This window comes from Aggregatibacter valvarum (assembly GCF_980468985.1).
Window position 1 is genome coordinate 1,097,333 of sequence record NZ_OZ413141.1, and the last position, 19,843, is coordinate 1,117,175.

The following is a 19,843-nucleotide window of genomic DNA, read 5'->3' on the forward strand; positions in this document are numbered from 1 at the left end:
AATAATCGGAGGCTTTTATGTCAAATGCGCCTTTACTGCAAGGCAGTATCGTTGCCTTGGTCACACCAATGAATAATCATGGCGAAGTGGATTTTGAAAACTTAAAACAACTGGTTGAATATCACGTTCAAGCCGGTACGGATGCTATCGTTTCTGTGGGAACCACCGGCGAATCAGCGACATTAAGCATTGAAGAAAATGTTAAAGTGATCTTAAAAACAGTTGAATTTGCTGCTGGCCGAATTCCGGTTATTGCAGGCACCGGTGCCAACGCCACAAGCGAAGCTGTGACCATGACGAAATTATTAAATAACAGTGGCATCGTAGGGTGTTTATCCGTCGTGCCTTACTACAACAAACCGACGCAAGAAGGAATGTATCAACACTTCAAAGCCATTGCGGAATGCACGGATATTCCTCAAATTCTTTATAACGTTCCCGGCAGAACCGGCAGCGACTTGCTTCCTGAAACCGTGGGACGATTGTCCGCCATTCCGAATATCATTGGCATCAAAGAAGCAACCGGCGACATTAGCCGAGTGCAAAAGATTAAACAACTTGCCGGAAAAGATTTCTTCGTCTTTAGTGGCGATGACGCTTCCTGTTTAGAAGCCATGAAATTAGGCGCAGAAGGGGTGATTTCCGTTACCTCTAACGTTGCGCCGAAAGCCATGGCTGAAATGTGTCGCTTAGCCCGCCAAGGTCAATTTAGCGAAGCAGAAACCATTAATCAACGTTTAATGCCGTTACACAAAAACCTATTTATTGAATCCAACCCAATTCCGGTGAAATGGGCATGCTATAAACTGGGTCTGATTGCCGATCCAACATTGCGTTTGCCACTTACCCTACTCAGTGAATCTGCCCAACCTGTTGTGTTAGATGCATTAAACTTTGCCGGATTACGCTAAAATATACGCTCAAGGCCGTCATCAGGCCTTGAATGCCTTTATGATTTATCTGTCCAAAACAGACGTTTAACTTTTCAGTTGTCATAATCAAGGATAATTTATGAAAAAATGGCTATTAACGGTTGCCGTGATTTCTACGCTAACCGCCTGCTCTGCAAGCAATGAAAGCAAACAACAAGCTGGAGATACCTACCAAAAATCCAATGTGGATTTGCCTCGCCTTAATCCGCTTGCCAGTGGCGGTGTCAAGTTACCGACTGCCAGCACAGAATATCAATTGCCACAGATTAAAGTGAACAAAGAGGATAAGGTCGATATTCGCCCACCTTCTATTCCTTTAGCCATCATTCATGATTCCATTACACGATTTGATGGCGAACGCGCGCTTATTGCCTATACGTCAGATCAGCAAAAGATTTACAATTTAAAACAAATTGAACGCCTACTCAAAGAGCAAAATATCCAATACACAAGAGAGAATGGAAAACTGCTCACTGATTGGGCTGCCACCGGGCGAAGCGATGATTTGAAAAACACGCAAATTCGCTATCAAATCGAAGAAGTCGATACGGAACAAGCTGCAGCGTTGATGGTTTCTGTTTTGCAAATGAAACGCAATGAGACCATTTACACGCCTTCCATTACAGATAAACAACGGTATGCCTCTGATCGCCTAAATCAACTTATCGGCGAATTAAATGCAGCCTACCAAAAACAACAACAGGATCTGAGTGCATCTACCACTGCGCCTATCGCCTCGCATATCGCAACGGATACCAATGGCAGAACTGCGCTCATTCTGTCCGCACCGTTTGATGCCGCATGGGAAAAATTAGGCGAGACACTCCCAAAACTTGGGTTTGAAATCAAAAAAGACATGAGCGCTCGCGGAATTCGAGAGCTTTATTACAAACCATTATCGCAAAAAGCCTGGCAGCAAATTAGCTCGCAAGCATTACCTAATCTAGGCAAAGGCAGCTATCAAATGCAACTTGCCGCGTTGAATAAACAACAAAGTGCGGTCGTGATTTCAGAAGAAAAAAAATCAGCACTGGCAAATGAGCAAGCGCAAATTATTTATCAATCACTTCAACGTTTACTCAATCAATAACAATCCGCACGTAAAACGTGCGGTTTTTAAATTCCCCTATTAAGCTAAGCGCCTCTACTTCACAAGCTCCTCAAGGGGCTTGTGAAAACTGGCAATCCTGCCTATTTTTTAGTGAATCGTAGCGTGCAACTTGTTGCACGAAATCGTGAATGCCCAAAAGAGTTAAATAACGTTCCGTGCGTGGTTTGGTCGTGCATCAAGATGCACGCGACGCATGAAATCATGAATTACACATCGAGGTTAATTATTCGTGCTAAAGGAGCTTGTGAAAACTGACAATCTTGTCTATTTTTTAGTGAATCGTAGCGTGCAACTTGTTGCACGAAATCGTGAATGCCCAAAAAGGTTAAATAACGTTCTGTGCGTGGTTTGGTCGTGCATCAAGATGCACGCTACGAAATCGTGAATTTACGCATTGAGGTTAATCATTCGTGCAACTTGTTGCACGCTATGACATCGTGAATTACGCATTGAGGTTAATAAACGTCCGCAAAAAGCTGACGATCATATAAAAATGACCGCACTTTTTTGCATTACGGTCAAAAGTGCGGTCAGATTTTCAGACGTTTTTATTGTGTACGGTATCGCAGATTACAATAGCCCCGGTTGACCTAATGCCGGATCCACTTCACGAGCGTTTAACGCATCTTCCACGGTTAAGCCCAAGGCTTTCGCAACGCCTTCACCATACGCCGGATCACACCAATGACAGTTACGAATATGACGATATTTGATGAAATCAGGTGCATCCCCCATCGCGGCAGCCGTATTGTTGAACAATGCTTGTTTTTGCTCTGGATTCATGAGGTTAAATAATGCACGCGGTTGGCTAAAGTAGTCGTCATCATCCTGACGGAAATCCCAGTGCGCCGCATCGCCATTAATACGAAGTGGTGGTTCGGCAAAATCCGGTTGTTGTTGCCATTGATTAAAACTATTCGGTTCATAGTGCGGCAAGCTACCATAGTTACCATCAACACGACCAAAACCATCACGTTGGTTGCTGTGCACCGGGCAACGTGGACGATTTACCGGAATTTGACGGTAGTTCACCCCTAAACGATAACGTTGTGCATCGGCATAGTTGAATAAACGCGCTTGCAACATTTTATCCGGGCTTGCACCAATTCCCGGCACTAAGTTACTCGGTGCAAAGGCAGATTGTTCCACATCAGCAAAGAAGTTTTCCGGATTGCGGTTAAGTTCAAACTCCCCTACTTCAATTAATGGATAGTCTTTTTTCGGCCATATTTTGGTTAAATCGAATGGGTGGTAAGGCACTTTTTCCGCATCGGCTTCAGGCATGATTTGTACGTATAACGTCCATTTCGGGAAATCACCCCGTTCAATCGCTTCATACAGATCGCGTTGATGACTTTCACGGTCATTTGCAATAACGGCAGCGGCTTCTGCATCCGTTAAGTTTTTAATGCCTTGTTGAGTACGGAAGTGGAATTTCACCCAAAAACGTTCGCCTGCTTCGTTCCAGAAACTGTAAGTATGTGAACCGAAACCGTGCATATGGCGATAGCTTGCCGGAATACCGCGATCACTCATGACAATAGTGACTTGGTGCAATGATTCCGGCAATAATGTCCAAAAGTCCCAGTTGTTAGTAGCTGAACGCATATTCGTGCGAGGATCACGTTTTACCGCTTTGTTTAAATCTGGGAATTTACGCGGATCACGTAAGAAGAATACCGGCGTGTTGTTACCCACTAAATCCCAGTTCCCTTCTTCGGTATAGAATTTTAAAGCAAAACCACGAATATCACGTTCCGCATCTGCAGCACCACGTTCACCGGCAACGGTCGTAAAGCGTGCAAACATTTCCGTTTTTTTGCCGACTTCACTGAAAATTTTTGCGCGAGTATATTTAGTAATGTCGTGTGTAACAGTAAAGGTACCAAATGCACCGGAACCTTTCGCGTGCATACGACGCTCCGGAATCACTTCACGCACAAAATCTGCTAATTTTTCATTTAGCCATAAATCTTGTGAGAGTAATGGACCGCGAGGGCCGGCAGTTAAACTGTTTTGGTTATCGGCAACAGGCGCGCCGTTACCCATCGTTAAAGGCGTGCTGGTTAGATGAGAAAAAGGGCATTTAGCACTCATAGAAAACTCCTTAATAAATAGTATTAGCTTAAAGTAAATATCGCCAAGCATAATACAGAAAGGTTTTACCGATTGAAATCTATTAAATCAATTTGAAAACCCTATTTAAAAAAGAATTACGACAGCATAATGCAAATTTGCTATATTCCGCCCAAAATTGACGTTTTTTCATGAACGGTTCAATCGCATTCTAAAGTGCGGTCATTTTTTAGAAAGATTTTACAAACGGAGAGAAAATATGAATCCTTGGCTTTTACTGGGTAGCTCTATCGGCTTGGAAGTCATCGCCACCAATTTGCTGAAATTAAGCGATGGTTTTACCAAACCGCTTCCCACCATAAGTGCGTTATTGATTTATGCCTTATCGTTTTATTTGGTCTCCATCGTCTTCCGTAGCCTGCCTGTCGGCTTGGTCTATGCCGTTTGGTCCGGCGTAGGGATCATTTTGACAGCGATGGTTGCCTACTTTGCCTTTGGACAAAAACTCGATATGCCCGCTATGTTAGGAATTGCCCTGATTATTTCCGGCGTGCTGGTGATTAATCTATTTTCGACAACGAATCACTAATTTTCAGAACATAACGTGATTGCTATCACCTTCAAAGCAAGAAGCGCTCTCATTGTGCCTTCTCATACTCGGATCCGTGCATGAACGGTGCCTCAAACTTGGCAACGGAAAGCGAGATGCCCGCCACTGCTCCGCCCCATTACAATGCCAATTTATGGCATTTCAACATAAAGTGTTGCGTTCATTTTACCCTACCAACACAGAGGTCATACTCAATGAACCGGCAATCAAATGATCATTAAAAAATGCCACTTTTTCATCCGGCTCCCGTAGCGCCATCACATACAAGAGAGGCAAATAGTGATCCGGAGTGGGGACAGAAAGCGCCGCATTTTCACCAAATTGCTCATAATGCACCAATTCATCGTCATTTTGTGTGGTCATTGCGTGATTAATGTGATCACGGAACGCATACGCCCAGTCATAACCTGCACCGATTTGATCAATATGTTCCCAGCTTATTGCTCTCAGATTATGCACAATGTTGCCACTACCGATAATCAACACGCCCTCTTCACGCAAAGCAGCCAATTTTTTTGCCAAATTGAAATGCCACTGTACAGGTTGCAAACGGTTAAGACTCAGTTGCACCACAGGGATATCGGCATCGGGATACAGAAACTTCAACACCGCCCATGCGCCATGATCAAAACCGCGCGTCGGATTCAGCTCCACATTTTCCGGCTGCAATAACGACCGCACTTGCTCCGCCAATTCAGGCGAACCAGGCGCCGGATATTGCACTTGGCTGAGTTCTTCAGGAAAGCCGTAGAAATCGTAAATCATTTTAGGGTGTTCGCCCGATGTCACTTGCAAACGACTGCTATACCAATGCGCCGAAATCATCAAAATCGCTTTGGGTTTGGCAAATTTTTGCGTAATCAGGCTAAGATTTTGGTTGAAAGAATTTTCCTTATCCAACACATTCATAGGGCTACCATGCCCAACAAACAAGACCGGCATTTTTTTCATGATTTTCTCCTCGTTATTTGATGTGGCAAATTGTACAGATAAATGATTAAGCAATAAACTGCGCTTTATGAACAACATTTTTTACTGATAGAAAATAATGAAATATTTTTTGACCTTACGACAAAATAACAATCCGCACGTAAAACATGCGGTTTTTAGGCTCTCCTATAAGGGCCTATACTTCACAAGCTCCTCAAGGGGATTGTGAAAACTGGTAACCTTGTTTATTTTCATATCACTATTTTAATGAATCGTAGCGTGCAATTTGTTGCACGAAATCATGAATACCCGGAAGGGTGAAATAACGTTCCGTGTGTAATTTGGTCGTGCAACAAGTTGCACGCTACGCACAAAATCGTGAAAGAGTGATCAAATTTCAAAGAATTTTTATAAATCTTCCTCAAAACTTTACCGCTTAGCTATCCCCCATAGCAAACAGCTGTATAAATCTATGCCTAAAAATTTGATTTGATGGAATTTTAGATAGCCCTATTCATTGACTACCACCACTTTCCCAAATCCGGCCGCGCTTTGCAAAAAGCGGTGGGCTTCGGAAACTTGTTCCAATGAAAACACGCGTTCAATTAAGATTTTCACATCAAACCGCCGGATATAGTCAAACATCACATCCAGCTTGGCTTGCGACACATTGCCCGAATAAAAGGCGGTGAGATAGCTGTTGTTTTTGAGTTCGATAATTGGATCAAAATCGTTCACGCCCCACACGTTACCAAGCTGCCCGTATTGCAGACGATGCCGTGCTCGTTGATGTGGGAGAAAGAATCACGCAAAGTTGCCGGCCCGACCAATTCTAGAATTTTGTCGTAGCGTTGGTCAGTTTGTATTTTGCCATCGACTTCAGTAATCACTTCGTCAAATCCGACCGCTTGCAAACGGGTAGCTTTGGCAGGATTTCGCGTTGAACCGTGCAGTACGACATGCGGAAACTGTGCTTTGAGCAACTATGCAAAGGCTATGCCCACGCCGCTGCCTGCACCTCGCACCAGCACACGATCTTGCGGCGCGATACGAAGCTGCTGCAATGAACCGAATGCGGTGTAGTAGGTCTCTGGAATTGCGGCAAGGGTTGTCCAATCCAAATCGGTATGAACGGGGTAAATTTGCTCGTTGGGCAGCAACACATATTCGGCGTAGCTGCCATCAAAGGCGCGCCCCATTTCGCCCATAATAGAGACGACCTTTTGTCCGACCGCCAGCGCGGGCGTGGAACTTTGCGCCACTTCGCCTACACATTCAATGCCCAAAATGCGCGGGAATTGGACAGACGGCGATTTGCCTTCGCGCGTGAAAATCTCAGAATGGTTGATGCCGAAGCCTTTGATTTTTACCAGTGACCAACCCTCTTTGATATCAGGTGTTGGCACGTCTTGATAAATCAGTTGTTCCGGGCCGCAGGCTTGGTAGATTTTTACAGCTTTCATAATATCTCCCTAAGAATCTGATGCTTTCAGGTAGCCTACTGCTAATTTTACTTTCCTAACAACCCATTTTTCTCTAAATAATCCCTCGCTACGCTTTCCGCGCTTTCGCCTTGCACTTTCACGCGGTAGTTCATCTCGCTCATTTCCTCTTCGCTAATTTTTCCCGCCAGTCGGTTAAGTGCGGTCACAATTTGAGGATTTTTTTCGGCAAATTCCGCTTTCATCAGTGGCGCGCCCTGATAGGCTGGAAACAGAGAAATATCATCTTTCAGTAGGCGCAATTGATATTGTTTCAACTCAGCATCGGTAGAAAAGGCTTCCACTAGGTCGATTTTGTCATTCAGCAGCGCCGTATAGCGCAGGGCAGGTTCTAGGCTAACAATATGTTTTAGCGTGATACCGGCAGCCTGCATGCCTTTATAGCCGTCCGCTCGGTCGATAAATTCCAGTGAGAAACCTGCTCGGATATCGGGTGCTACCTGCTTCAAGTCGCTGATTGTCTTCAGTTGGTGCGATGCACCGTAGCTTTCTTTGACTGCCAACGCGTAAGTGTTCTGATAAGACATCGGTGGTAGAAACTCTAACTGATATTGTTCCGCCAATAATTGTTTGCCCCGTTGATAGGTTTCATCTGGCGACAAATGGCGGTTTTTCTGTTCAGGTGGTACTTGTACTAAGGCTTCCAGCACGGTGCCGGTGAATTCAGGATAAATGTCGATTTCGCCACTATTCAGTGCGTTAAACAGGAAAGTGGTTTTGCCGAAATTAGGTTTGACTGTGACTTTCACATTCGGATTTTCACGTTCAATCAAGAATTTATACATATTAATCAGAATATCCGGCTCGCTACCCATTTTGCCGGCAACCACCACGTTTTTTGTGGCAGGCGTAAATGAAATCTGCGACAGACCGAGTGCGCCGAAGCCCACAGTCAATGCAAGAACAATCGGCAACTTGCGTCGCGATTTCTGCAACAGCCCGATAATGCCGCTTACGCCGACAGCCAGTAACGCGGAGAGCAATGCGCCGGTAAACGTCATCGTCATGTTGTTTCGGTCGATGCCGAGCAGAATCAGGTTGCCCAAGCCGCCTGCACCGATTAACGCTGCCAGTGTTGCCGTGCCGACAATAAGCACTGCCGCTGTGCGGATGCCCGAAATCATGGCTGGTAATGCCATCGGTAGCTCAATCCGCCATAGCGACTGCCAACGTGACAGGCCGAATGCGGTGTACGCATCTTGAATCGATTGGTCGATTTGGGTCAGCCCCAAATAGGTATTTTGAAAAATCGGCAACAGCGCGTATAGCGTGAGCGCAATCAAGACGGGCGGTGATCCAATGCCGACAAATGGAATCAGCAAACCCAGCAGTGCCAAAGACGGGATGGTTTGCAATATATTGGTGAACTGCAATACCGCTTCCGCTGCCCGCTGTCTGCGCGCAAACAACACGGCGGTAGGCACCGCAATCGCCACTGCCGCGAGCAAAGCCAGTCCGGAAAGCCATAAATGCGTAAGCAGCATTTGCCAAAGTTCTGCCGAGGTAACGTTTAGGGATGAGAACATAGTTTTAAATTTTATAGTTAGTATGTTGAATAATAGATGTTTATGTTTGCTTTACAGCAAGGTGTTAGCGCCTTGAAAGAGGTTTCAGACGGCCTTCACCATCATAACACCGCCCTTCTTACAGCTTCCTGTCCCTGTTTATCCAACCGTAAGAATTGGTGGATGATGCGTTGGGCATCGGGTGCGTCGGCGGTGGAAAACAGCGATTGCACGTAATCGTTTGCCGGCTGCTTTTTGATTTCTTCAGGTGTGCCGATTTGTACCAGTTTGCCGTTATGCATTACACCGATACGGCAAGCGAGTTTGGCGGCTTCCTGCATATCATGGGTAACGAAAACGATAGTGGTGCCAAATTTTTGGTGAATCATAGCAATCTGGTCTTGCAGCACGGTGCGCACCAACGGGTCGAGCGCGGAAAACGGTTCATCCATCAGCAGTACTTGGGGCTTGGCGGCAATGGCGCGCAAAATGCCGATGCGCTGCTGTTCACCGCCGGAAAGTTCATGCGGATAGCGGTCTCGGTAGTGCGCAGGGTCAAGTTCCACCAACTCCAATAATTCATTCACACGCGTTTTGCGTTCGGCTTTCGGCCAGCCCAGTACGTCGGGCATGAGCGCGATGTTTTCTGCCACAGTCATCGTGGGAAAAAGCGCGATTTGCTGCAATACATAGCCGATTTGGTGGCGCAGCTGACGGATGTCGTAGTCTTTAATCCGTTTGCCGTGCAGATAAACGTTGCCATCGGTCGGTTCAATTAGCGCGTTAATCATGCGTAAAGTAGTGGATTTTCCGCTGCCCGAACCGCCCACCAACACGAAAAATTCACCCTCATAAATAGTCAAATCCAAATCGCGCACAGCATATTTGCCATCATACTGCTTGCCTACGCCACGAAATTCAATAAACGGGACAAGATTATTTTGCATATTGTGCCCTTACTACGTCTTCAAAATTAAGCGGTGCGCATCCCAACAACTGTGGTAGGACGTCTGAAACGGCGGCAAGTTCGCCTTTGGCAATGGCAGTGTAGGTAGAAACCCACGCTTCAATCTGCCAATCGGGCGTGTCAGGGTACGCGGATTTGCGGCTGGCGAAGGCTTCTTCTAGGGTTTCGTTGTGGTAGCGGTGCGGTTTGCCGGTGATTTCGGTTAAGACGGCGGCTATTTCAGCAAAACTTAATGATTGGGAACCTGTCAGCGTGTAGGTCTGATTGTCGTGGCGGTGGTTGCCGCACGCGATGTCGGCGATGACGTTTGCCGCTGCTTGGGCGACATCGCGCTGCGAAACGCAGGTAACGCGCCCGTCGTCAGCAGGGCCTGCGATGATGCCGTCTGCGTTGGCAATCGTTGCCATCATCTCGCTGTAAAAATTGTCGCGCAGAAAGGTGTAGCGCATATTCGTTTGCCGGATTACATTTTCGGTAACCGCATGAGTGCGCGCCAGCGTGAAGGTGCTGTCCAACGCCGCCTGCGCAAAAGAGAGATAGACCATGTGTTTCACGCCCGCTTCCGAAGCAGACTGCACCAAAGTCAAATGCTCCTGCTCGCGTGTTGGGCTTTCGGCGGCAGACACCATAAACAGCACATCCACCCCGTTTAACCCCTGCTTGGCAAGCTCCCAATCGCCATAGGCAAACCGCCGCGCCTCGCAGTTTGGTAGTTCGGGGGCTTTGGCGGGGTTACGCAGTGGCAGAATTAGCGGCAGTCCGCGTGAATTGAGGTGCCGGGCGACCATGCCGCCGATGTTGCCGCTGGCGCCGGTGATGGCGATGTTCATGAGGAACTCCTTGGGGAACTGTGTAGATATAAGATAAGGGTAGCTGAAAAAGTAGCTTTAGGGTAGTAGGAAGTTTGTATTCAGGTAAAGCAACGCTCAATTGGCCACTTTCTATCAATAGCACAGCATCACCGGAAAGTAACAGTGCCAACCCCATGTCGGCGCAGACCTATTCTCGTGTCTCCAACGAGGAATCATGACCACATGGGGCATTTCCTGCAGTTGATTAAAATAAAAAATTCGGTATTTATCTGAATTTAATTCCTAGATAGATCGTGGTAGAACGATTTTTGAATAACAAATACAAAAGTGCGGTCAAATTCCAACGTGTTTTTGCCATCTATCTTTAATACTCATCTATTTAATATCCCCCTTCGGTGCATGCCCGAAATACCGTTTATATTCACGGCTGAATTGGCTAGGTGATTCGTAGCCGACTTGGTAAGCGGCTTCAGTAATGCCTCGCCCTTCTTGTGCGATCAGTCGTCTGGCTTCCATCAAACGTAAGGATTTTTGGTATTGCAGCGGTGAAAGGCTGGTTATCCTCTTGAAATGACTATGAAATCCAGATAATGACATACCACTTAAATTTGCCAAGGTTTCCACGGTGATGGTTTCACTGAAATGCTGTTGCAGATAATGGGTGGCTTGGGCTATTTTTTTGGTGTGCGATCCATTGCTTACCATAGCTTTAAATTTGCCACCTTGCTCGCCTGTAAGGAGCCGATAATAAATTTCTTGTTGGATAAGCGGTGCAAGAAACCCAATATCTTTTGGATTTTCGTGCAAGAATAATAAGCGTTCAACAGCATTTTTGAGAGATTCATCCAAATGCCATTGTGCAAAACCTTCGTCGCCCTGTTGAACATCATCTGCAAGGTTTGGATTTGCTAATAAAATCTTGCTAACGCTTTCAATATCAATTTTCATCGACATCACTAAAAACGGCTTTTGCGGCTCTGCATATTTAATCTCGCCACGCATCGGTATGTTTACTGGGCAAAACATAAAATGTTGATTATCAAATCGGTAGCATTGTTCGCCTAGCTGCACTTCACGTTCTCCGCTTAACACGATGCAAATGCTCGGCTCTTGAATAATACCTTCGTAACAAAATGGTTGATCTGAATGGCGAAGAAATAAGCCTTTAATCGGTGATGAATAGAGTTCGTTATGTGGAATAACTTTTAATAAGCGTTCTATCGTTTCAGTTGAGAACATAATTTTGTAGGAATAGGCAAATAATTTGGATGAATCATATAACACTTCATATTGCCGTTCAATATAATGAACTCACTTTCAACGGCAGTACGCCAAAACATTTAACCAATATTGAATTGAGGACAATATCATGAAAATTTTCTACAAAACCTCAGCAACAGCAATCGGCGGTCGTGATGGCCATACACAAGTAGATGACGGTTCAATTGGCTTTGATTTGGTTTCATTTCAAAATGACGGCACCGGAGCTGATGAAAAACACCAACGCGCCGAGTATGGCAAGCACCGCCGCACCAACGAAAAACGGCCGCATGGGGTGGGTGAAAAACTTATTCATGGTTTGGCTTAATTCTGCATGAAGATGCTTTCGAATATGGATTTATTGGGCGGACAGGGTTGTATCTTGTATTGAAGAAGCAAGCCGAAGGTTTGTCAGATACTCAAATGCCCGTATCATTCATATTATTGATATTATTGTTTGAATTGTATTATTTTCAATAATAATAAATAACCCTAAACCAATATAAATAACAGCCATTATCCAACGACTAAACTTCTCTATAATTTCACCAACACCTGAAATATTAGCCAATCTTTGTGCTGTATATACTAAAACAAAAATCAATATTAAAAATACAAGAAGAGTAACTAATAAGTCGACAAGATCTAAAGTCACAAAGTAAGGAACAAAAAGTCCAATATTATCTGCACCACAACTAGCAACTGTAACCAAAGCAACAATACCGACTAATTTTGACAACCCTTTTTCATCCAATTCTTTTTTAGCTCTTTTTTCGCCCTCACAATCGTCGTAAATAGCAACTTTAATACCTAAGTAAATCGGTATTAAACCTAATAAACCCAACACCCATTTTTCCGGAACATAATTCAAAACAAAAGCTAGAAATAAACTAACTAATATTAAAATTACAGAACCTAAATATTGTCCGATATAAATATCTCGATATTCTTTTCTAGTATTTGCTCTAGCAAAAAATATTAATAGTATTACCAACAAATCTACTGCTGTAGCAATATATAAAACAGCAGCAGTAATCACAGTCGAAAACATAAAGCACCTTATAATGAATCCCCTGCCCCCTTGGCACCACGGCTTTTTCAAAAACCGAATCGCGTTCGGATAACAGATTCGTATCTTTCGCTAAAGAGGCAAGCCTGCGGCTTGCTTACCCTCTCCCTAGCCCTCTCCCACGGGGAGAGGGAATTGGGCTGTCGAGCCTGAACATTTTCAGGTTTACCTGACATCTGATTCCCAATTCTACGGCTCTCTGATTTTGAGAAACCTGATCCCCTTTCCCCGTGGGAGAGGGTTAGGGAGAGGGCAACGAACCGCAAGGTTTGTCAGAAATTTAAATTCCTATCACTCATAATAATGAATCCCCTGAAACTCTCTTGCCACCACGGCTTCTTCAAAAGCCGAATCGCGTTTGGACAGCGGCGTAGGCAGGGTAATCACGTTTTGCACGTTCATGCCCTTAGTGGAAAGCAGCATAATTTCATGGCTCAGGCGTGCGGCTTCGAAGCGGTCGTGCGTTACCAGCATACACGCCATGCCCTGCCGCTAGATTTTTTCCACCAGCATGGCGACCAAAATATCGCGCAAATCGCGGTCCAAACCGACGAACGGCTCGTCCAGCAAGGCAAGGTCGCAGCCGCACAGCAGCAGGCGCAAAAATGCTACCCGTTTCGCCATGCTGCCGGACAATTCGGTCGGATATTTGTTCAAATCGCCCGCAGTCAGCCCGACTTTCGCCGCCAGCGCGATGATTTCGCCTTCATCGGGTTTGTCCATAAAAATAGCGATATTCTGCATCGCGGTCAAGTTTTCCGGCAGGCGGTTTTCCTGAAACAGAAAACCCGTTTTGCGGAAAGTATTGCGTATCGTGCCCGATTTCGGCGTTTCCAAGCCCGCAATCAAACGCAAAACCGTCGTCTTGCCACAGCCGCTCGGCCCGAACAAAGCTTTCACTTCGCCATGTTGCAGGTTCAAACTGAAATCGTGCACGATGGGGTCACGGAGAATTTCAAAACGCACGTTTTCAAGACAGAGCATCACCTTCTCCACGGCATAAACAAAATTTCCAAAGGCTTGGTAATCAGGTATTCAAACAGTGACACAAACACGATAACCAACACCACATAAGCCATCACCGTCGAAGTCCCCCTGATAGCGCAAGCGTCCTCGCTTGTGCCATTACAATCTATTGTGGTTTCGGAGTTAGCAAAATCCCGAGGCAAGCTCACGAATAAAGTTTACCGGAAAAGTGATATTTGGCGATAAAGTGATTACCTGTTTAAGTTCTTCAATTTTCTTCTAATGACAAAAAAGTGCGGTTATAAAATCAAAAGGATTCTGAACGTTGGCTTTGCCAACGGCTCCCCAGATAGCCCCTCCTTCTGACGCGTAGTTTTATCTATCTAAAAAATAAGCAAATTGAAGTTATTCATGAAAATAGTAAAAATCTGAATCAAACGAAATTGATTTTCAGGCACGCGTTAGGGAACGCGCGCTATCGTGGGGATGTTCGAGTGCGCCGATGCCGCCTTCTTGATAGGCGCGTATCCATCGTCGCAGGTGGGTTCGGGAGATGCCGTAATGATCTGCGGTACGCTGTTGGCTGCGTATATGCAGGAGTGGAGTACGGCTTGGTATTTGAAGTGTAATGTATATTTGCTCATAAAAAACTGCACCTTGTGAGTTGGAGGGGATGTCCAACTTTTGGGGTGCAGTTCAGGGTTTGCTCAGGTTTTCAGACGACCTTCGGATTTGGGCGAACCTTATTCCGTTACCGTTTTACGGATGAGCTTTTCCGCATTGGCGAGTGTGTTTTCCACTTCGGCGAACTCTATTTTACTGCCCGACACCAACGCGCGCGTATCGTTGAATACGACTTGGACTGCGCCGTCGGCTTCGGTAACGAGGACGCGCAACGGCAGTTGCAGGGCGAAGGCGGGATCTTTTTGCATCAGCGGCGTACCGGCTTTGGGCGTGCCGAAAACGATGACTTTCGCGGGCTGCATGTCCAAACCACTTTGTCGCGCTGCGGCTTGGTGGTCGATGACGGCGAACACGGTCATGCCTTTTTCTTTAACGGCGGTTTCCAAACGGCGGACGGTATCGTCGAAGCTGTATTTGCTGACGGCGGTATGGGTTTGATTCATGGCTGAACTTTGTCGGGAATCGGTTTGTCGGGCTGCATCGCCGCTATGTGAAGCGTTGGCGGCTTTAGCAGCGGGCGCGGCATAGGATACGGCTGCAGGAAGGACGAGTGCGGCGGCAGTCAGCGCAGCAGTCAGTAATTTTTTCATAGTTGTTTCTCCAAACGGTTGAATAAAGACATCAATCTAAACGGTTCGGCGGCAAAAAGCAATGCCCGTCAGCAAAAGGGTCGTCTGAAACGGGAGTGGTTTTCAGACGACCCTTTGAGACAAAATCAACGCTGCACGTCAACCGCTTCCAATGCGCGCAGGGCGTAAGTGTAGGCTGCGCCTGCGTTCAGGGCGATAGCGGTTGCCAGCGCGCCGGTGATTTCGCTTTCAGTCGCGCCCGCTTTGGCGGCTGCGGCGGCATGTACGCTGATGCAGCTTTCGCAACGGGTAGTGATGGCGACGGCGATGGCAAAGTATACGCGCACGTTTTCGTTTGCCGCTTTCTCCAACACGTCGCGCGTGCGGGCATCGTTTTTGCCTTCTTGGACGTAGAGTTCGGTAATCGATTTCGGGTTTTGCCACAGGCGGGCGTTGACGGCGTGGAAGCCGTAGATGAGTCTTTGGTTTGCCATGATTTTGCTTTATAAAAAATTTCAGACGACATTATAACAAGATAAGGTCGTCTGAAAGGGAAAGGTCGTCTGAAAACAAGTGTAACCGGTATAACGAAAACGCAGCCGCCTACCGCATCAAATACCCCTACAGCCCAGAACTGCCGACGCCGATCAACACGGTAACCAACATGGAAAACCTGCTTGCGGCAAGCACGGTCAGTGCAATGGCAATCAATTCGTGCGGTTTGTTGGACACGAAATAAGGCGCGATGACGTAAATCAACATGCAACCCGGCGCAGCTTCCATCACGATTTGTGCGCGGCGGCTTAAGGTACGGTTGCGCAAGGCGAAAAAACCAATAAGGCGGGTGGAATACGTTACCGCCAGCATGCCGGCAAACAGCAGGAACGACTACCAAGAGAGCAAATCCTTCATTCTTTCCCCCTGATAGCGCAAGCGTCCTCGCTTGTGCCATTACAATCTATTGTGGTTTCGGAGTTAGCAAAATCCCGAGGCAAGCTCACGAATAAAGTTTACCGGAAAAGTGATATTTGGCGATAAAGTGATTACCTGTTTAAATTCTTCATTTTCTTCTAATGACAAAAAAGTGCGGTCATAAAATCAAAAGGATTCTGAACGTTGGCTTTGCCAACGGCTCACCAGATACCCCCCCCTTCTGACGCGTAGTTTTATCTATCTAAAAAATAAGCAAACTGAAGCTATTCATTAAAATAGTAAAAATCTGAATCAAACGAAATTGATTTTCAGGCACGCGTTAGGAAACGCGCGCTATCGTGGGGAAAAACAATATTGGTTATTTATTCACCAATCACATGATAAAAATGTGATCACGGTCAGAATTTTGTATAGCAAACGATTGCTTGAAATTGCATAATAGAACAAAAAAGGTAGGATTGCCGCCGATATATTCACAATCTCATCAGGAGTCACTATGAAAAATCTTGTTAAACTTTCTCTTGTCGCCCTTTTAACCGCGGCAGCAATTCCCGCCATGGCGGCCAAAACCGAACCTTATACCAATCAAGGTACCAATGCCCGTGAAATGCTCGTGGAACAACCAATCCACTGGATTTCCGTTGAGCAACTGAAAAAAGAATTGGAAGGTAAAGCACCGATCAATGTAAGTTTTGATATTGACGATACCGTGCTATTCAGTAGCCCTTGTTTTTATCACGGACAACAAAAATATTCTCCGGGCAAACATGATTACTTAAAAAACCAAGATTTCTGGAATGAAGTAAATGCGGGTTGTGACCAATATTCTATTCCAAAACAAATTGCTGTGGATTTAATTAATATGCACCAAGCCCGTGGCGACCAAATTTATTTCATCACCGGACGCACTGCCGGCGATAAAGATGGCGTTACCCCAGTATTACAAAAAGCCTTTAATATTAAAGACATGCACCCGGTAGAATTCATGGGTGGGCGTGAGCTTAGCACCAAATACAACAAAACTCCTGGCATTATCAAACACAAAGTTACCATTCACTACGGCGACAGTGACGACGATATTCTTGCTGCCAAAGAAGCCGGCGTTCGCGGCATCCGCCTCATGCGCGCTGCTAACTCCACTTACCAACCAATGCCAACCCTTGGCGGATATGGTGAAGAAGTGTTAATTAACTCAAGCTATTAATTTTTAAAAAACACATAAAAAATTGACCGCACTTTGATCTGCCCCCCAAAAGTTGGACAGGTTAGTTAACTTAAATATTGAGCTCGGTATTGCACCGGGCTCAATCCTTTTAAATCGAGTTTAATTCGTTTTTGGTTGTAATACACTAAATATTCTTCAATTTCAGCCTGTAATTCAGTGATTGAATGATAGCTCCGTGAGTAAAAACACTCTGATTTTAGTATCGCAAAAAAACTTTCAATCACCGCATTATCGTAGCAATTTCCTCGGCGGCTCATACTTTGAACCGCTTTACCCTCCAACATTTTCACCCATTCCGCCGAACCATACAATACGCCTTGGTCGCTATGAATAATCGGGCATTCTGTCGGTTTAAGAATTGTAGCGTGCAACTTGTTGCACGAAATCATGAATGCCCGAAAGGGTTAAATAACGTTCCGTGCGTGATTCGGTCGTGCATCAAGATGCACGCTACGAGGGGTAAATAATCCTCCTATATGTTGAATTTTGGTTGTCAGCCTTGTTCATTATATCGCGAGGATTTTTTTCTGTTCATCGCTTAAGCTATTTGTCTCCATACGCATAGCGTATGGTTTTTATAGCCTGACTTTGCCTGGCTATAATCAAAGGCCGTCTGAAAATTCAGACGGCTTTTTTATAACGAAGTGCGGTTAAATTTTTAGGTGTTTTTTGTGAATTATCCTAAGAACTCAACCACTTGTTTTTAAAACTTCACTGTTTCACCATCTTCTGGAATTGCTACATTTTCAAGCTTATTTGCTTGGACAAATTGGCGTAAATCCTTACGGTAAACAGACATATGATTTACTGCATCCATGTGCACCGTGATAAGTTTTGTATTTGGTAGCATGTTACGAGCATGAGCAACATCTTGTAACCCCATAATAATGCCGTCATTCGGAAAAGCTAAGGTACGCGCATCACCGGTGTTCATAATCATTACATCAGGTTTATAACGATTAATGGCTTTGTTTACTTCGGCAGTCCAAATTGTGTCACCAACTAAGTAAACAGTTGGATGACCTTTCGCTTGGAATATTACGCCCATCGCCTCATCTAAAATCTCAGCCAATTGTGGCACAGCGTACATTTCCGTTGTACCGTGAGAACCACCGGTTTTATTTAAAATAATACCTTCAAACTCCACCGGTTTTTCCAACGATAAACTGGTTATGTTTGTAAAACCTTGTGCTTTGAGTAAGTCGCCATCCCGTTCATGCTGCACAAAAATTTTGATGGATTTAGGTAAAATTTTTTGTGCTACCTCATCCCAATGATCTTCATGTGTATGAGTCAAAATAATGGCATCAACATCTTTGAAAGTATCTTCTGCTTTCATCGGCAATTCCACAAGTGGATTACGCAAATGGCTATTTAATGTCCCTTCAAAGCCTGCATAACGTCCTTTTTCAGCAAGCATCGGGTCAATTAAAAAAGTTTTCCCTGCATAGTTCAGGCGACCAGTAGCATTGCGGATATGTTGGTAGCTATCAGTGTTTTTAGAGGCAAGATCTATGGCGAAAGTATTTGCGCTAATAGCCAATGCTGTAGTGCTAATTAAGGTTTTTAAGTTCATTGTTTTTCCTTTTCTATACGTTATTGAATGAATAAACATATTATAGTGAGAACAAGATTGCGTAAAAATGGATAAAAAATCAATAAACGTAATAATCGGGTCATTTTTGTGTTATGCTCATATCAAAGTAGGAGAATAAAATGAATACACCCACAGTTGCTTTGATTGTGTATGAACAAATGATGCCCATTCATTTTGCGATGGCATATTCCGTTTTTTCTATGTCGGATTTAAACGGCAAGCCGTTATTTGACTGTAAAATCGTTAGCGATTCAGACAACCTGACAAACTCGCTATTTCACATACATTTAGATGGTGGTTTAGAATGGTTAGAAAATGCCGATATTGTTGTGATGACTGGATGGCATGATACTCAAGTGATGCCGAGCGAGGCTTTATTAACAGCGTTGCGGCAAGCATATCAGCGTGGTGCAACAGTGGTGGGTTTATGTTATGGCGCCTATGTGTTAGCGTGCAGTGGCCTACTTAACGGCAAAAAAGCAACCACACATTGGCTAGGTGATAGTGATTTTACTAATCGTTTTCCGCAGGTGAAATGGGATTTAAATCCTATTTATTTGGAACAAGATCGACTGATTACCTCAGCAGGAACAGCCGCTTCAATGGATTGTTGCCTTTCTATTGTCCGTAAATTATATGGCGTGAAAATTGCCAATCATATTGCCCGAATACTGGTTATTCCCCCTCATCGTGAAGGCGGACAAGCACAATTTATTGAACGCCCTATTTCTCGTTCCACACCTAATCATAATATCAATGCGTTGCTTGCTTATTTAAATGAAAATCTGACCGCACTTCATTCGACTAATAGCCTTGCCGAACGTTTGTCAATGAGTCGTAGCACTTTCACCCGACATTTTCGTAAAGCAACCGGAATGTCATTAAATCAATGGTTAATTGAAGCAAGGCTACAACGAGCAAGAGAGCTTTTGGAAAGCACAGATTTATCTATTACTGACATTGCAGAACAAAGTGGATTTCATAGCGATACCGCCTTGCGTCAGCACTTCTTGAAAAAACATAAGATTTCACCAAATCGCTGGCGTAAGCAGTTTCAAATTGAGGATGTTTAGAGCTTTTTATTTTAAAGTGCGG

At 44.9% G+C, this 19,843-nt stretch carries 23 protein-coding genes and 3 pseudogenes; 6 read left to right on the plus strand and 20 right to left on the minus strand.

Going from position 1 to position 19,843, the window contains the following annotated elements; all coding sequences use genetic code 11:
• The first annotated feature begins 17 nt into the window (after positions 1 to 17).
• Positions 18 to 911: a 4-hydroxy-tetrahydrodipicolinate synthase gene (gene dapA, locus AC30SF_RS05035; protein WP_021616264.1), complete on the plus strand. Its 894-nt coding sequence runs from the start codon at positions 18 to 20 to the stop codon at positions 909 to 911.
• Positions 912 to 1,011: 100 nt separating this feature from the next.
• Entirely contained in the window at positions 1,012 to 2,022 is a 1,011-nt protein-coding gene (gene bamC / locus AC30SF_RS05040) for an NlpB/DapX family lipoprotein (protein ID WP_448757630.1), read from the plus strand.
• Between the two features lie 591 nt (positions 2,023 to 2,613).
• On the opposite strand, the gene AC30SF_RS05045 is transcribed toward bamC, so the two are convergent.
• Positions 2,614 to 4,140, minus strand: a complete 1,527-nt coding sequence (locus AC30SF_RS05045; protein ID WP_489607759.1) for a catalase — start codon at positions 4,138 to 4,140, stop codon at positions 2,614 to 2,616.
• 238 nt (positions 4,141 to 4,378) lie between these two features.
• Here AC30SF_RS05045 and AC30SF_RS05050 point away from each other — a divergent pair, with 238 nt between their 5' ends.
• Positions 4,379 to 4,708, plus strand: coding sequence for a DMT family transporter (locus AC30SF_RS05050; protein WP_489607760.1), 330 nt, complete (start codon positions 4,379 to 4,381; stop codon positions 4,706 to 4,708).
• Positions 4,709 to 4,894: 186 nt separating this feature from the next.
• Here the strand turns inward: AC30SF_RS05050 and ygiD are convergent, their stop codons facing one another.
• From ygiD to AC30SF_RS05090, 8 genes are all read right to left on the minus strand, one after another.
• A complete protein-coding gene (ygiD, locus tag AC30SF_RS05055; RefSeq protein ID WP_489607761.1) occupies positions 4,895 to 5,680 on the minus strand; it encodes a 4,5-DOPA-extradiol-dioxygenase in 786 nt (261 codons plus the stop codon).
• A gap of 489 nt (positions 5,681 to 6,169) precedes the next feature.
• A complete protein-coding gene (locus AC30SF_RS05060; RefSeq protein WP_489607762.1) occupies positions 6,170 to 6,397 on the minus strand; it encodes a zinc-binding dehydrogenase in 228 nt (75 codons plus the stop codon).
• Positions 6,394 to 6,642, minus strand: coding sequence for a hypothetical protein (locus tag AC30SF_RS05065; protein WP_489607763.1), 249 nt, complete (start codon positions 6,640 to 6,642; stop codon positions 6,394 to 6,396). Before AC30SF_RS05065 ends, AC30SF_RS05060 begins: the two co-directional genes overlap by 4 nt.
• Positions 6,643 to 7,122 (minus strand): alcohol dehydrogenase catalytic domain-containing protein, encoded by a 480-nt coding sequence (locus AC30SF_RS05070; RefSeq protein ID WP_489607764.1) that lies wholly within the window; start codon positions 7,120 to 7,122, stop codon positions 6,643 to 6,645.
• Positions 7,123 to 7,169: 47 nt separating this feature from the next.
• Complete coding sequence (locus AC30SF_RS05075) at positions 7,170 to 8,687, minus strand: ABC transporter permease/substrate-binding protein (protein WP_489607765.1); 1,518 nt, start codon at positions 8,685 to 8,687, stop codon at positions 7,170 to 7,172.
• Positions 8,688 to 8,788: 101 nt separating this feature from the next.
• On the minus strand, positions 8,789 to 9,613 hold the full coding sequence (locus tag AC30SF_RS05080) for an ABC transporter ATP-binding protein (RefSeq protein WP_489607766.1): 825 nt from the start codon (positions 9,611 to 9,613) through the stop codon (positions 8,789 to 8,791).
• Entirely contained in the window at positions 9,603 to 10,463 is an 861-nt protein-coding gene (locus tag AC30SF_RS05085; RefSeq protein WP_489607767.1) for an SDR family oxidoreductase, read from the minus strand. Before AC30SF_RS05085 ends, AC30SF_RS05080 begins: the two co-directional genes overlap by 11 nt.
• 357 nt (positions 10,464 to 10,820) lie before the next feature.
• Positions 10,821 to 11,684 carry an AraC family transcriptional regulator gene (locus AC30SF_RS05090; RefSeq protein WP_489607768.1) on the minus strand — a complete coding sequence of 288 codons (864 nt, stop codon included), beginning with the start codon at positions 11,682 to 11,684 and terminating at the stop codon, positions 10,821 to 10,823.
• A 130-nt stretch (positions 11,685 to 11,814) separates the two neighbouring features.
• On the opposite strand from AC30SF_RS05090, the gene AC30SF_RS05095 reads away from it, so the two are divergent.
• Positions 11,815 to 12,033, plus strand: coding sequence for a hypothetical protein (locus AC30SF_RS05095; RefSeq protein ID WP_489608328.1), 219 nt, complete (start codon positions 11,815 to 11,817; stop codon positions 12,031 to 12,033).
• Positions 12,034 to 12,141: 108 nt separating this feature from the next.
• Here AC30SF_RS05095 and AC30SF_RS05100 read toward each other — a convergent pair whose 3' ends face one another.
• From AC30SF_RS05100 to AC30SF_RS05140, 9 genes and pseudogenes are all read right to left on the minus strand, one after another.
• A complete protein-coding gene (locus AC30SF_RS05100) occupies positions 12,142 to 12,756 on the minus strand; it encodes a CadD family cadmium resistance transporter (RefSeq protein ID WP_049352176.1) in 615 nt (204 codons plus the stop codon).
• A gap of 309 nt (positions 12,757 to 13,065) precedes the next feature.
• The gene (locus tag AC30SF_RS05105) at positions 13,066 to 13,248 is read right to left on the minus strand and encodes a hypothetical protein (protein WP_489607769.1); all 183 of its coding nucleotides are present in this window, start codon (positions 13,246 to 13,248) and stop codon (positions 13,066 to 13,068) included.
• Positions 13,249 to 13,266: 18 nt separating this feature from the next.
• Positions 13,267 to 13,758: an ATP-binding cassette domain-containing protein gene (locus AC30SF_RS05110; protein WP_489607770.1), complete on the minus strand. Its 492-nt coding sequence runs from the start codon at positions 13,756 to 13,758 to the stop codon at positions 13,267 to 13,269.
• Positions 13,758 to 13,886: pseudogene (locus tag AC30SF_RS05115) on the minus strand (ABC transporter permease); the annotation flags it as partial. The pseudogene AC30SF_RS05115 and the gene AC30SF_RS05110, both read right to left, overlap by 1 nt.
• Positions 13,887 to 14,190: 304 nt before the next feature.
• Complete coding sequence (locus tag AC30SF_RS05120) at positions 14,191 to 14,421, minus strand: helix-turn-helix domain-containing protein (protein ID WP_489607771.1); 231 nt, start codon at positions 14,419 to 14,421, stop codon at positions 14,191 to 14,193.
• 62 nt (positions 14,422 to 14,483) lie between these two features.
• Positions 14,484 to 15,014 carry a DUF302 domain-containing protein gene (locus tag AC30SF_RS05125; RefSeq protein WP_489607772.1) on the minus strand — a complete coding sequence of 177 codons (531 nt, stop codon included), beginning with the start codon at positions 15,012 to 15,014 and terminating at the stop codon, positions 14,484 to 14,486.
• Between the two features lie 125 nt (positions 15,015 to 15,139).
• Positions 15,140 to 15,331 (minus strand): annotated as a pseudogene (locus tag AC30SF_RS05130) (carboxymuconolactone decarboxylase family protein); the annotation flags it as partial.
• A 6-nt stretch (positions 15,332 to 15,337) separates the two neighbouring features.
• Positions 15,338 to 15,487: pseudogene (locus AC30SF_RS05135) on the minus strand (RNA methyltransferase substrate-binding domain-containing protein); the annotation flags it as partial.
• A 127-nt stretch (positions 15,488 to 15,614) separates the two neighbouring features.
• Positions 15,615 to 15,875 (minus strand): AzlD family protein, encoded by a 261-nt coding sequence (locus tag AC30SF_RS05140; RefSeq protein WP_226385942.1) that lies wholly within the window; start codon positions 15,873 to 15,875, stop codon positions 15,615 to 15,617.
• A gap of 547 nt (positions 15,876 to 16,422) precedes the next feature.
• Between AC30SF_RS05140 and aphA the strand changes: the two genes are divergently transcribed.
• Positions 16,423 to 17,130, plus strand: a complete 708-nt coding sequence (gene aphA / locus AC30SF_RS05145; protein WP_314171275.1) for an acid phosphatase AphA — start codon at positions 16,423 to 16,425, stop codon at positions 17,128 to 17,130.
• 65 nt (positions 17,131 to 17,195) lie between these two features.
• Here the strand turns inward: aphA and AC30SF_RS05150 are convergent, their stop codons facing one another.
• Complete coding sequence (locus AC30SF_RS05150) at positions 17,196 to 17,540, minus strand: transposase (protein ID WP_489607773.1); 345 nt, start codon at positions 17,538 to 17,540, stop codon at positions 17,196 to 17,198.
• Positions 17,541 to 17,854: 314 nt separating this feature from the next.
• Positions 17,855 to 18,727 carry an MBL fold metallo-hydrolase gene (locus AC30SF_RS05155; RefSeq protein WP_489607774.1) on the minus strand — a complete coding sequence of 291 codons (873 nt, stop codon included), beginning with the start codon at positions 18,725 to 18,727 and terminating at the stop codon, positions 17,855 to 17,857.
• 140 nt (positions 18,728 to 18,867) lie between these two features.
• Between AC30SF_RS05155 and AC30SF_RS05160 the strand changes: the two genes are divergently transcribed.
• Positions 18,868 to 19,821, plus strand: coding sequence for a GlxA family transcriptional regulator (locus tag AC30SF_RS05160; RefSeq protein ID WP_489607775.1), 954 nt, complete (start codon positions 18,868 to 18,870; stop codon positions 19,819 to 19,821).
• Positions 19,822 to 19,843 lie beyond the last annotated feature (22 nt).

Excerpts from the sequence above, each read along its gene's own strand:
- dapA (WP_021616264.1), top strand. The coding sequence starts at position 18 with ATGTCAAATGCGCCTTTACTGCAAGGCAGTATCGTTGCCTTGGTCACA.
- bamC (WP_448757630.1), top strand. The coding sequence starts at position 1,012 with ATGAAAAAATGGCTATTAACGGTTGCCGTGATTTCTACGCTAACCGCC.
- AC30SF_RS05045 (WP_489607759.1), bottom strand. The coding sequence starts at position 4,140 with ATGAGTGCTAAATGCCCTTTTTCTCATCTAACCAGCACGCCTTTAACG.
- AC30SF_RS05050 (WP_489607760.1), top strand. The coding sequence starts at position 4,379 with ATGAATCCTTGGCTTTTACTGGGTAGCTCTATCGGCTTGGAAGTCATC.
- ygiD (WP_489607761.1), bottom strand. The coding sequence starts at position 5,680 with ATGAAAAAAATGCCGGTCTTGTTTGTTGGGCATGGTAGCCCTATGAAT.
- AC30SF_RS05070 (WP_489607764.1), bottom strand. The coding sequence starts at position 7,122 with ATGAAAGCTGTAAAAATCTACCAAGCCTGCGGCCCGGAACAACTGATT.
- AC30SF_RS05075 (WP_489607765.1), bottom strand. The coding sequence starts at position 8,687 with ATGTTCTCATCCCTAAACGTTACCTCGGCAGAACTTTGGCAAATGCTG.
- AC30SF_RS05080 (WP_489607766.1), bottom strand. The coding sequence starts at position 9,613 with ATGCAAAATAATCTTGTCCCGTTTATTGAATTTCGTGGCGTAGGCAAG.
- AC30SF_RS05085 (WP_489607767.1), bottom strand. The coding sequence starts at position 10,463 with ATGAACATCGCCATCACCGGCGCCAGCGGCAACATCGGCGGCATGGTC.
- AC30SF_RS05090 (WP_489607768.1), bottom strand. The coding sequence starts at position 11,684 with ATGTTCTCAACTGAAACGATAGAACGCTTATTAAAAGTTATTCCACAT.
- AC30SF_RS05095 (WP_489608328.1), top strand. The coding sequence starts at position 11,815 with ATGAAAATTTTCTACAAAACCTCAGCAACAGCAATCGGCGGTCGTGAT.
- AC30SF_RS05100 (WP_049352176.1), bottom strand. The coding sequence starts at position 12,756 with ATGTTTTCGACTGTGATTACTGCTGCTGTTTTATATATTGCTACAGCA.
- AC30SF_RS05105 (WP_489607769.1), bottom strand. The coding sequence starts at position 13,248 with ATGCTGGTAACGCACGACCGCTTCGAAGCCGCACGCCTGAGCCATGAA.
- AC30SF_RS05110 (WP_489607770.1), bottom strand. The coding sequence starts at position 13,758 with ATGCTCTGTCTTGAAAACGTGCGTTTTGAAATTCTCCGTGACCCCATC.
- AC30SF_RS05125 (WP_489607772.1), bottom strand. The coding sequence starts at position 15,014 with ATGAAAAAATTACTGACTGCTGCGCTGACTGCCGCCGCACTCGTCCTT.
- aphA (WP_314171275.1), top strand. The coding sequence starts at position 16,423 with ATGAAAAATCTTGTTAAACTTTCTCTTGTCGCCCTTTTAACCGCGGCA.
- AC30SF_RS05150 (WP_489607773.1), bottom strand. The coding sequence starts at position 17,540 with ATGATTTCGTGCAACAAGTTGCACGCTACAATTCTTAAACCGACAGAA.
- AC30SF_RS05155 (WP_489607774.1), bottom strand. The coding sequence starts at position 18,727 with ATGAACTTAAAAACCTTAATTAGCACTACAGCATTGGCTATTAGCGCA.
- AC30SF_RS05160 (WP_489607775.1), top strand. The coding sequence starts at position 18,868 with ATGAATACACCCACAGTTGCTTTGATTGTGTATGAACAAATGATGCCC.